At 72.1% G+C, this 10,451-nt stretch carries 11 protein-coding genes and 1 rRNA gene; 10 read left to right on the top strand and 2 right to left on the bottom strand.

Annotated features, from left to right (window positions below; all coding sequences use genetic code 11):
- Positions 1-85: 85 nt before the first annotated feature.
- The 3 genes from rrf to SMA5143A_RS11330 all read left to right on the top strand — a co-directional run bounded on the left by rrf (position 86) and on the right by SMA5143A_RS11330 (position 2,456).
- A 5S ribosomal RNA gene (gene rrf, locus SMA5143A_RS11335) occupies positions 86-202 on the top strand.
- A gap of 197 nt (positions 203-399) precedes the next feature.
- The gene (locus SMA5143A_RS42550) at positions 400-1,680 is read left to right on the top strand and encodes a hypothetical protein (RefSeq protein WP_181361814.1); all 1,281 of its coding nucleotides are present in this window, start codon (positions 400-402) and stop codon (positions 1,678-1,680) included.
- Positions 1,563-2,456 (top strand): hypothetical protein, encoded by an 894-nt coding sequence (locus SMA5143A_RS11330; RefSeq protein ID WP_375136476.1) that lies wholly within the window; start codon positions 1,563-1,565, stop codon positions 2,454-2,456. The genes SMA5143A_RS42550 and SMA5143A_RS11330 overlap by 118 nt, the downstream gene beginning before the upstream one ends.
- Before the next feature lie 74 nt (positions 2,457-2,530).
- Here the strand turns inward: SMA5143A_RS11330 and SMA5143A_RS11325 are convergent, their stop codons facing one another.
- Entirely contained in the window at positions 2,531-3,820 is a 1,290-nt protein-coding gene (locus SMA5143A_RS11325; RefSeq protein WP_107462800.1) for a DUF1015 family protein, read from the bottom strand.
- 115 nt (positions 3,821-3,935) lie between these two features.
- Between SMA5143A_RS11325 and SMA5143A_RS11320 the strand changes: the two genes are divergently transcribed.
- From SMA5143A_RS11320 to SMA5143A_RS11305, 4 genes are all read left to right on the top strand, one after another.
- Complete coding sequence (locus tag SMA5143A_RS11320; RefSeq protein ID WP_107462798.1) at positions 3,936-4,964, top strand: HAD hydrolase-like protein; 1,029 nt, start codon at positions 3,936-3,938, stop codon at positions 4,962-4,964.
- Positions 4,965-5,048: 84 nt separating this feature from the next.
- Positions 5,049-6,095, top strand: coding sequence for a FecCD family ABC transporter permease (locus SMA5143A_RS11315; protein WP_107462797.1), 1,047 nt, complete (start codon positions 5,049-5,051; stop codon positions 6,093-6,095).
- 11 nt (positions 6,096-6,106) lie between these two features.
- The gene (locus tag SMA5143A_RS11310) at positions 6,107-7,156 is read left to right on the top strand and encodes a FecCD family ABC transporter permease (RefSeq protein WP_107462802.1); all 1,050 of its coding nucleotides are present in this window, start codon (positions 6,107-6,109) and stop codon (positions 7,154-7,156) included.
- The gene (locus SMA5143A_RS11305) at positions 7,153-8,073 is read left to right on the top strand and encodes an ABC transporter ATP-binding protein (RefSeq protein WP_107462795.1); all 921 of its coding nucleotides are present in this window, start codon (positions 7,153-7,155) and stop codon (positions 8,071-8,073) included. Before SMA5143A_RS11310 ends, SMA5143A_RS11305 begins: the two co-directional genes overlap by 4 nt.
- Here SMA5143A_RS11305 and SMA5143A_RS11300 read toward each other — a convergent pair.
- Positions 8,057-8,404, bottom strand: coding sequence for an SCP2 sterol-binding domain-containing protein (locus tag SMA5143A_RS11300; RefSeq protein WP_107462793.1), 348 nt, complete (start codon positions 8,402-8,404; stop codon positions 8,057-8,059). The genes SMA5143A_RS11305 and SMA5143A_RS11300 overlap by 17 nt on opposite strands.
- A 42-nt stretch (positions 8,405-8,446) precedes the next feature.
- Here SMA5143A_RS11300 and SMA5143A_RS11295 point away from each other — a divergent pair, with 42 nt between their 5' ends.
- The 3 genes from SMA5143A_RS11295 to SMA5143A_RS11285 all read left to right on the top strand — a co-directional run.
- Positions 8,447-8,737: a hypothetical protein gene (locus tag SMA5143A_RS11295; RefSeq protein ID WP_107462791.1), complete on the top strand. Its 291-nt coding sequence runs from the start codon at positions 8,447-8,449 to the stop codon at positions 8,735-8,737.
- Positions 8,738-8,744: 7 nt separating this feature from the next.
- Positions 8,745-9,560, top strand: a complete 816-nt coding sequence (locus tag SMA5143A_RS11290; RefSeq protein ID WP_107462789.1) for a TlyA family RNA methyltransferase — start codon at positions 8,745-8,747, stop codon at positions 9,558-9,560.
- A partial coding sequence (locus tag SMA5143A_RS11285) for an NAD kinase (RefSeq protein ID WP_107462787.1) occupies positions 9,557-10,451 on the top strand: 895 nt, incomplete at its 3' end. The genes SMA5143A_RS11290 and SMA5143A_RS11285, both read left to right, overlap by 4 nt.

Genomic DNA, 10,451 nt, shown 5'->3' with positions numbered 1-10,451 from the left:
TCAGTTCTGAGACAACGAACAGTTGTCGGCTTTGAGCTGAGCATTTAACTGAAAAGTGTGCTTGTTCGCTCGAAACCAATAGGGTTTCGGTGGTCATAGCGTGAGGGAAACGCCCGGTTACATTCCGAACCCGGAAGCTAAGCCTCACAGCGCCGATGGTACTGCAGGGGGGACCCTGTGGGAGAGTAGGACGCCGCCGAACAATCTTTGACAGGACCCCTGGTCACCAGCGTACAGCTGGGACCAGGGGTCCTTTTTTGTTGTTCCGGCACAAGCACATCCCGGAGCGCGCCGGCTACCCGGCTGCGCGAGAATGACTTGCGGTACCGAAGACAGGAGTCACCATGTCCACCAACTCTCCCGACGATCGACCGGAGCGCGACCAGCGGCGACGGGACAGTGGTGACCGTGGTGGCTACCGCGGTGGCCCGCGTCGCGACAACGACCGGCGCGACAACGACCGTGGTGGCTACGGCCGACGAGACGGCGGGCGCGACGACCGCGGCGGATTCCGGCGCGGCGATGACCGCAACGACCGTACCGATCGCGGCGATCGGGGAGACCGTGGCGATCGCGGCGGCTTCCGCCGCGACGACCGTGGTGACACCCGTGGCGGCGACCGTGGTGGCTTCCGTGGCGGGCGCGACGACCGACGTGACGACCGCCGCGAGAACGACCGCGCGCCTCGTCCCGGCTTCCGCCGCGACGACCGTCCCGGTGGGCCGCGTCGCGACGACCGTCGGGGCGACGACCGGGACCGTGGCTTCCGTCGGGACAGCGACCGTCCGGCCTTCCGTCGTGATGACCGGCGCGACGACGACCGAGGTGGCTACGGCCGACGTGACGACCGCCCCGCCTTCCGGCGCGACGACCGCAGGGATGACCGTCGTGACGACCGGCGTGACAGCGGCGACCGTGGCGGCTTCCGTCGGGACGACCGGCCGGCCTTCCGTCGGGACGACCGCCGTGATGACCGACGTGACGACCGGGGTGAGCGCCGCGAGGGTGACCGTCCCTCGTACCGTCGTGACGACGACCGTGGCGGTTTCCGCCGCGACGACCGTGGTGACAGCCGTGGCGGCGACCGCGGTGGCGACCGCGGTGGCTTCCGTGGCGGGAGGGACGACCGAGGTCGCGACGGCCGGCGTGACGACCGCGGTGGTCGCCCGCCGTTCCGCCGCGACGACCGGCGCGACGACTTCCGGCGCGACGACCGCAGGGACGGCGACCGGCCGGCCTTCCGTCGGGACGACCGCCGTGATGACCGACGTGACGACCGGGGTGAGCGCCGCGAGGGTGACCGTCCCTCGTACCGTCGTGACGACGACCGTGGCGGTTTCCGCCGCGATGACCGTGGTGACAGCCGTGGCGGCGACCGCGGTGGCTTCCGTGGCGGGCGGGACGACCGGGGTCGCGACGACCGAGGGCGTGGCCCCCGTCGTGACGACCGGGGCGGTCGGCCCGGCGGCTTCCGCGGGCGGGACGACCGTCGTGACGACCGGCGGGACGACCGGCGTGGCGGTGGGCGCTTCCGCGACGAGCGGGACCGGGACCGGGAGCCCATCAAGCGGCTGCCGATTCCCGAGGACGTCACCGGCGAGGAGATCGACAAGGACGTACGGCAGGAGTTGCAGAGCCTGCCCAAGACGCTCGCGGACGATGTCGCCAAGAACCTGGTGATGGTCGCCCGGCTCATCGACGAGGACCCCGAGGGCGCGTACGGCTACTCCAGGGTCGCCCTGCGGCTGGCGTCGCGCGTCGCCGCCGTGCGGGAGGCGGCCGGCTTCGCCGCGTACGCCAACCAGAAGTACAGCGAGGCGCTCGCCGAGTTCCGGGCCGCGCGGCGGATGACCGGCAGCGTGGACCTGTGGCCCGTCATGGCGGACTGCGAGCGTGGTCTCGGGCGGCCCGAGAAGGCGCTCGACATGGCCGGGGCGCCCGAGGTGCACAAGCTGGACAAGGCCGGCCAGGTCGAGATGCGTCTCGTGGCGGCCGGAGCACGCCGGGACATGGAGCAGCTCGACGCGGCCATCGTGACCCTGCAGAGCCCCGAACTGGCCTCCAACTCCGTCCAACCGTGGACCGCGCGACTGCGGTACGCGTACGCCGACGCGCTGCTCGCCGCAGGGCGTGACGGCGAGGCACGCGAGTGGTTCGCCAAGGCCGTCGAGGCCGACAAGGACGGCAGCACGGACGCCTCCGACCGGCTCGCCGAGATGGACGGCGTCGAGTTCGTCGACGCCCTCATCGAGGTCGAGGACCAGGACGAGCAGCAGGACGAGCAGCAGGACGTGCGGGAGGGCGACGGCGACACTCTGCCCGTGGAGGACGCCGAGCCTCGCGATCTGACGACCGCCGTGGACGAGGACGTCGTGGTCGCGGAGGAGAGCGACACCCCCGCGGACGTCGTCGACAACGCGGACGTTGAAGAGGCCAAGGACTCCGACAACAGCTGACCTCGGCTCGTAAGGCACAGGAAGGGGGCGGGATCCCACGCGGATCCCGCCCCCTTTCGTTTGTCGGCCGGCGCCTACAGGTGCAGGGCGCGCAGGACCAGGCCCGAGGCCGGCTTCGGGCCGAACGACGTGGACTTGCGGGGCATGGTGACGCCCTGGCGGGCCAGGTCGCGTACGACCTCCTCACGGACCGGGTGCATCAGGACGGCCGTGCCGCCGTCGCGTTCCGCCTTCTCGACCGTGGCGGCCGTGTCGTGGATGTACGCGACATGGGCGGGGGAGTCCTCGGGGATGCGCCACACATGGCGCAGGAGCGTGGCGTGCAGGACCGTCGCGTCGAGGGTGCGCCAGGCCGGCGGGCGGTCGGCGGGGATCGTACGGGTGAGGAGGTCGGCGTCCGGGCGGTCCACGAGGTGGAAGGCGCCGTCGCCGGCGAGGAGGAAGGCGTTGCCGACGCATGCCGCGTCCGCCAGGGCCGACAGGGCGTCCGACAGCGCGACGTCCAGCCGCTGCACGCGGAAGTGGCCGTCCAGGGCGGCCAGCGCGTCGGAGACCGGCAGGCCGTGCAGCAGCCGGTGGATCGCCCTGACCCGCAGGGGGTAGCGCGCCGTGTCCACCAGCAGGACCAGGCCGTAGTCCCAGGGGCTGGGGGACGGGTGCTCGGTGCGCAGGCGCAGATAGGTCGCCCAGCGGTGGTGGCCGTCGGCTATGAGGGCCTGGTGATGGGCGAGGTCCGCCTGGATCTCGGTGAGGTCGCCGGGGTCCGTGACCGCCCACAGGCGGTGGCTGAAGCCGTCCTCGGTGGTCGTGGCAAGGAGCGGGGGCCCTTCGACGGTCCGCTCGACCACGGCGGTCGCCCCGGTGGAACCGTTGCCCCGGTACGTCAGGAGCAGGGGCTCCATGTTGGTGGAGGTCGCCCGCATCAGGGCCGCGCGGTCCGTGATGACGTGCGGTATGACGTCCTCGTGGGGGAGGACCACTTGGTCGGTGGGCTCCGAGAGGCGCAGGGCGCCGATGAGGCCGCGCTGGAGGATGCTGCCGTCACCCTGCTCGTAGACGTACAGGCCGGGCTCGGGGTCCGCGGCCAGGACGCCGTCGGCGAGCCAGCGGCGCAGCGTCCGTGCCGCCTGTTCGTTTCTCGCGGTCGGGGTGTCGGCCTGGGGAAGGATCAGGCGGACGATGTTGTACGGGTCGGCGGATTCGAGGTGGAGCAGACCGTCCGGCCGCACGACCACGTCGTACGGCGGGGACGTCACGGCGGCCAGACTGCCGACCCGGTCGGGGTCGTAGCGAAGGCCCCGGAACGGGGTCAGTTCGAGGCCGCTGCGCGCCGGGGTCTCCTCCGCGGGACCTGCGTTCTTCATTGGTGCATCGTATGTGTGTCAGTGCCATGCGCGATGATCGGGTGAAGCGATCGGACCGATGGACCGACCGGGTGGGTACGCGCGCGTACCCGTGTCGAGCGAGGAGCGGTGTGCAATGAGCCAGGCAGTCAGGACACGGCCCGACGGCAGTGGGCAGGCCCTGAGCGAGGCGTACGACACGGCGCTGCTCGATCTGGACGGGGTGGTGTACGCGGGCGGCAGCGCGATCGCGCACGCCGTCGAGTCCCTCGGTACCGCGCGGGCGGGCGGGATGCATCTGGCGTACGTCACGAACAACGCGCTGCGGACACCGGACGCCGTGGCCGAGCACCTCACCGAGCTGGGCATACCGGCCGAGGGCGGGGACGTCATCACGTCGGCGCAGGCCGTGGCCCGGCTGATCAGCGAACAACTGCCGTCCGGTGCGCGGGTTCTGGTCATCGGCGGTGAGGGGCTGCGGGTCGCGTTGCGGGAAAGGGGTCTGGTGCCGGTCGAGTCGGCTGACGACGACCCGGCGGCCGTCGTCCAGGGGTACGGCGGGCCCGACCTGCCCTGGGGGCGGTTCGCGGAGGCGAGTTACGCCATCGCGCGCGGGCTCCCGTGGTTCGCGTCCAACACCGACCTGACGATCCCGAGCGCGCGGGGCATCGCACCGGGGAACGGGGCGGCGGTCCAGGTCGTACGGATCGCCACGGGAGCCGAGCCGCAGGTGGCGGGCAAGCCGCTGCCGCCGATGCACAAGGAGACCATCCTGCGGACCGGTGCCCGGCGGCCGTTGGTGGTCGGGGACCGGCTGGACACGGACATCGAGGGCGCGTTCAACGGCGAGGTCGACTCGCTGCTCGTCCTCACCGGAGTGACCGACGGCGCCCAACTCCTCGCCGCGCCGCCGCAGCACCGGCCCACGTACGTCGACGCCGACCTGCGGGGGCTGCTCACCGGGCAGCCCGAAGTCGCCGCGGACGGCGCGGGCTTTAGGTGCGGAGGCTGGACGGCGACCGCCGACGGCGACCGACTGCTGCTGGACGGCGAGGGCGAACCGCTCGACGGGCTGCGGGCGCTGTGCGCCGCGGCGTGGACGGCGGCCGGCGACGGCTCGTGCGAGTTGGACGGTGAGAAGGCGCTGGCGCGGCTCGGGTTGTGAGCCAAGCGGAGGCGCGGTGAGGGTTCCCCGCCGCTGTGCGAGGGCGGGATCGAGGCACAAGGGAGGATAGGCTAACCTAACTGGGTGTTGGTCGAGAGTCCCCCCGAACCGCGCGCGGAGACCGGCTCCGCGCCCCCGAACCGCAGAGCAGCGACGCGTGCCGCCGGACTCCTCGTGTCCGTCGGCCTGCTGACCCTGGTCGCGCTGGCGAGCGTCGCGATCGGGGCGAAAGGGCTGTCCCTCGCGCAGGTCTGGCACGGCCTGTTCGAGGAGACGGGGACGTACGGCGACGTCGTCGTGGGGGAGCGGATCTCGCGCACCCTCCTCGGGCTGCTCGCCGGAGCCGCGCTCGGCCTGGCCGGGGCCGTCCTCCAGGCGCTCACCCGGAACCCGCTGGCCGACCCGGGGCTGCTCGGCATCAACGCGGGCGCTTCCGCCTCCGTCGTCACCGCCATCACCTACTTCGGCGTCACCTCGCTGACGGGGTACGTGTGGTTCGCGTTCCTCGGGTCGGCGGCCGTCGGGGCACTGGTGTGGTTCCTCGGCGGTAGCCGGGGCGCGACGCCCGTACGGCTCGCGCTGGCCGGTACGGCGATCAGCGCCGCCCTGTACGGCTATCTCCAAGCCGTGATGATCATGGACGGCGCGGCGCTGTCCAAGATGCGTTTCTGGACGGTGGGTTCACTGGCCTCGGCGACCGACGAGACGATCGAGCAGGTGCTGCCGTTCCTGGTGGTCGGCACGGTCGTCGCACTCCTGCTCGCCCGGCCGCTGAACGCGGTGGCCATGGGCGACGACACCGCCCGCGCCCTCGGCGCCCACCTCAACCGCACACGGGCGCTCTCCATGGCCGCCGCCACCGTGCTGTGCGGGGCCGCCACCGCCGCCTGCGGACCGATCGTGTTCATCGGACTGATGGTCCCGCACGTCGTCCGCTCGTTCACCGGGCCCGACCTGCGCTGGATCCTGCCGTACGCGACCGTCCTGTCGCCCGTGCTGCTGCTCGGCGCCGATGTCATCGGCCGGGTGGTGGCGCGGCCCGCGGAACTCCAGGTCGGCATCGTCACCGCGATCCTCGGCGGGCCCGTCTTCATCTTTCTCGTACGACGGCGAAGGACGGCGCAGCTGTGAAGACGCAGGTCATGAGCAAGCCCGCCGTGCGCAACCGTGCGCTCCGCTCGCCCGGCGGCCTCTCGGTGCGCCTCGACCTACGGGCGTTCGTTGTCGTCGTCCTGCTGCTGCTCGTCGCCCTCGTGGCGAGTGTCGTGCTCATCGGCACCGGCGACTTCCCGATCCCCGCCGCCGACGTCGTCAGGACGCTGCTCGGCGACGGCAACCCCAGCCAGGAGCTGATCGTCAACGATCTGCGGCTGCCGCGGGTCCTGGTCGGGCTGCTGGTCGGGGCCTCCCTCGGGCTGGGCGGGGCGCTGTTCCAGTCCGTCTCCCGCAACCCGTTGGGCAGCCCGGACGTCCTCGGTCTCTCTCAGGGTGCGACGGCCGGGGCGCTCGTCGTGATCGTGCTGTTCTCGGGGGATGCCGACCAGGTCGCCCTCGGCGCGCTCGGCGGCGGCCTGTTCACCGGCCTCGCGATCTATCTGCTGGCCTGGAAGCGGGGCGTGCACGGGTACCGGCTGGTGCTCGTCGGCATCGGCGTCTCCGCGATCGCCACGGCCGTCAACGGTTATCTCATCACCAAGGCCGACATCGTCGACGCGGCCCGCGCGGTCGTGTGGATGACCGGATCGCTGGGCGGGCGTGACTGGGAGCAGGTCTGGCCGCTGCTCATCATGTGCGCGATCCTTGTGCCCACGGTCCTCGCCAACGCGCGCGGGCTGCGGATGATGGAGATGGGCGACGACGTGTCGTACGCCCTCGGTGTGCGCGTCGAGCGGGTGCGGATGCTGCTGATGGTGTCCGCCGTGCTGCTCACCGCCGGGGCCACCGCCGCCGCCGGACCCGTCAGCTTCGTCGCCCTCACCGCGCCCCAACTCGCCAAGCGGCTGACCCGGTCCCCCGGCCCCAACCTGGTGCCCTCGCTGTGCATGGGCGCCGCCCTGCTCGTCGTCGCGGACTGGGCCTCCCAGCGGGCCTTCGGCGCCGACCAGCTGCCCGTCGGGGTCGTCACCGGCGTCCTCGGCGGCGTCTATCTGCTGTGGCTGCTGGTCACGGAGCGGAAGGCCGGGCGGATATGAGCCGCCCCCGGCCGAACGCGTCGGTGAGGTCGGCCGGGCCGGTGAACGAGAACAACCAGAGGAGCACTGTGAACCGCCTGTCCGCCGAGAACGTCACCCTCGCCTATGACCAGCGGGTCATCGCCGAACAGCTGTCAGTGGAGATCCCCGACAACTCGTTCACCGTGATCGTCGGCCCCAACGCCTGCGGCAAGTCCACCCTGCTGCGGGCCCTGTCCCGGATGCTGAAGCCGTCCCAGGGGCGGGTGCTCCTCGACGGCCAGGTCATCCAGTCGATGCCGGCGAAGCAGGTCGCGCGGACCCTCGGCCTGCTGCCCCAGTCGTCGATCGCGCCCGACGGCATCACGGTCGGCGACCTGGTCGGCCGCGGCCGCTACCCGCACCAGGGGCTGCTGCGGCAGTGGTCGGCGCAGGACGAGCGGATCGTCGACGAGTCGATGCAGGCCACCGGCGTCGCCCAACTGGCCGACCGCCATGTCGACGAGCTCTCCGGCGGGCAGCGCCAGCGCGTGTGGATCGCCATGGCCCTCGCCCAGCAGACCCCGCTGCTGCTCCTCGACGAGCCGACCACGTACCTCGACATCCAGCACCAGATCGACGTGCTCGACCTCTGCGCCGAGCTGCACGAGGAACAGGGCCGCACCCTCGTCGCCGTGCTGCACGACCTCAACCACGCCGCCCGGTACGCCACCCATCTCATCGCCCTGCGCGGCGGTGAGGTCGTCGCCGAGGGCGCGCCCGGCGACATCGTCACCGCGGAGCTGGTCGAGGAGGTCTTCGGGCTGCGCTGTCAGGTCATCGACGACCCGGAGACGGGCACACCGCTGGTGGTGCCGGCGGCCCGCAGGGCACGGACCGGCGCCGAGGGGCGGGAGGCTGCCCGGGAGGCGAAGGTCGCCGCTACAGAAGCTTCCTGAGCTGGAGCAGGTCGCGGAAGCCCGCCTCCAGCTTCACCCGGCCCGAACCCCAGGCCTTGGCGAAGTTCAGTTCGCCGTGGACGAGGGCCACCAGGTCGTCGCCCGTCATGGCGAGCCGGATCTGGGCCTTCTCGGACGGCGGGCCCTCAAGGGTGTCGTGCACCTCGATCCGGCCGTCGCGCATCCGGCCCGCGAAGGTGATGTCGAGGTCCTTGATGTGGCAGCTCACCGAGCGGTCGAGGGTCGTCGCCTCACGCACGTGTCCATCGGCGCCTGCCATGTTGTCCGAGAGCTTTTCGAGCGCGGCGCGGCACTCCTCAATCGTTGCCATCGCGATCGACGGTACCCCAGGGCTTCGGGGTAGCGTCGGGGCATGAGCGACTCTGTGTCCGAGGCCACCGTGGGGGAGGAGACGGCCGACGCGGTCGTCGAGCCGGACGACGACCCCGCCGCCCCGGCCCCGCTGAACGTGGCCCGCGCCGCCACCGGCCACCCGGACGTCGACGGCGCCCTCGACCGGCTGGCCGACGCCGACCACCTCGCCACCGACGGCCACGTCGAGGTGTACGAGGATGTGCACCGGGGGCTGCGTGACGCGCTCACCGCGCTCGACGCCCGCCCGGGACCTCCGGCGCCCCCGACGCCGTACAGCACGAGGAGCTGAACCGAACGTGGCAGGTGTGGCACGACGCCGTCTCGACGCCGAGTTGGTCCGGCGGAAGCTCGCGCGGTCGCGTGAGCACGCGAGCCAGCTGATCGCCGCCGGGCGGGTCACGGTCGGCAAGACCGTCGCGACCAAGCCCGCCACCCAGGTGGAGACCGCGGCCGCCATCGTCGTCGCGAGCGACGACGGCGACCCCGAGTACGTGTCCCGAGGCGGCCACAAGCTCGCCGGGGCGCTGGAGGCGTTCGTCCCCGGGGGCCTGGCCGTCGAGGGGCGGCGGGCGCTGGACGCCGGCGCCTCCACCGGCGGTTTCACCGACGTCCTGCTGCGGGCCGGCGCCGCCCATGTCGTCGCCGTGGACGTCGGATACGGACAACTCGCGTGGACTCTGCGGAGCGATGAACGCGTCACCGTCAAGGACCGTACGAACGTACGGGAGTTGACGCTCGAAGCGATCGATGGGGAGCCTGTGGATCTTGTCGTGGGGGATCTGTCCTTCATCCCGCTCGGCCTGGTACTGCCCGCCCTGGTGCGGTGCGTGAAGCCGGACGCCGATCTGGTGATGATGGTCAAGCCACAGTTCGAGGTGGGGAAGGAACGGCTGGGCAGCGGGGGAGTGGTGAGGAGTCCGGAGCTGCGCGCCGAAGCGGTGTGCGGGGTGGCGCGCCGGGCCGGTGAGCTGGGGCTCGGGGTGAAGGGCGTGACGGCGAGTCCGCTGCCCGGACCCTCGGGCAACGTCGAGTACTTTCTGTGGCTGCGTGCCGGGGCACCCGCACTGGACCCGGCCGACGTCGACCGAGCAGTTGCGGAGGGGCCGCGGTGACTCTGGACCGAACTCGAACCGTCTTCCTGCTGACCCATACCGGGCGGCCGGCGGCCATCCGCAGTGCGGAACTCGTGGTGAAGGGTCTCCTCCACCACGGGTTGGGCGTACGCGTCCTGGAGGCCGAGGCGGAGGACATCCCGCTCCCCGAGGAGGTGGAGCTGGTCAAGGAGGCCACCCCGCAGTGCCTCGACGGGTGCGAGCTGCTCATCGTCCTCGGCGGTGACGGCACGCTGCTGCGCGGCGCGGAGTTCGCCCGCGCCTCCGGGGTCCCGATGCTCGGCGTCAACCTCGGCAGCGTCGGCTTCCTCGCGGAGGCCGAGCGCGACGACCTCGACAAGGTCGTCGACCGCGTGGTGACCAAGGCGTACGAGGTCGAGGAGCGGATGACCGTCGACGTCGTCGTTCACCGCAACGGGGACATCGTCCACACCGACTGGGCGCTGAACGAGGCGGCCGTGCAGAAGGCGGGCGCCGAGAAGCTCCTCGAGGTCGTCCTGGAGATCGACGGCCGGCCGGTGACCGGATTCGGGTGCGACGGCATCGTGCTGTCCACGCCGACCGGGTCGACCGCGTACGCCTTCTCCGCGGGCGGGCCCGTCGTGTGGCCCGAGGTCGAGGCGCTGCTGATGGTGCCGATCAGCGCGCACGCGCTGTTCGCGAAGCCGCTGGTGACGTCACCGGACTCGGTGCTCGCGGTGGAGGTGCTGCCGCACATTCCGCCCGGGGTCCTGTGGTGCGACGGGCGACGGACGGTCGAGTTGCCGCCAGGGGCCCGGGTCGAGGTCCGGCGGGGCGCCGTACCGGTCCGGCTGGCCCGGCTGCACCACGCGTCGTTCACGGACCGCCTCGTGGCCAAGTTCGCGCTGCCCGTCGCGGGGTGGCGGGGGG

Origin of the sequence: Streptomyces sp. MA5143a (assembly GCF_900290235.1) — a bacterium.
In the GTDB taxonomy this organism is placed as follows: Bacteria; Actinomycetota; Actinomycetes; order Streptomycetales; family Streptomycetaceae; genus Streptomyces.
Note: the sequence above shows the minus strand (reverse complement) of the source record. Positions and strands in the feature narration are given on the sequence as shown.

Coding starts and splice junctions, on each gene's coding strand:
- SMA5143A_RS11305 (WP_107462795.1), top strand. CDS start 7,153: ATGAGCCGCCCCCGGCCGAACGCGTCGGTGAGGTCGGCCGGGCCGGTG.
- SMA5143A_RS11325 (WP_107462800.1), bottom strand. CDS start 3,820: ATGAAGAACGCAGGTCCCGCGGAGGAGACCCCGGCGCGCAGCGGCCTC.
- SMA5143A_RS11310 (WP_107462802.1), top strand. CDS start 6,107: ATGAGCAAGCCCGCCGTGCGCAACCGTGCGCTCCGCTCGCCCGGCGGC.
- SMA5143A_RS11295 (WP_107462791.1), top strand. CDS start 8,447: ATGAGCGACTCTGTGTCCGAGGCCACCGTGGGGGAGGAGACGGCCGAC.
- SMA5143A_RS11320 (WP_107462798.1), top strand. CDS start 3,936: ATGAGCCAGGCAGTCAGGACACGGCCCGACGGCAGTGGGCAGGCCCTG.
- SMA5143A_RS11300 (WP_107462793.1), bottom strand. CDS start 8,404: ATGGCAACGATTGAGGAGTGCCGCGCCGCGCTCGAAAAGCTCTCGGAC.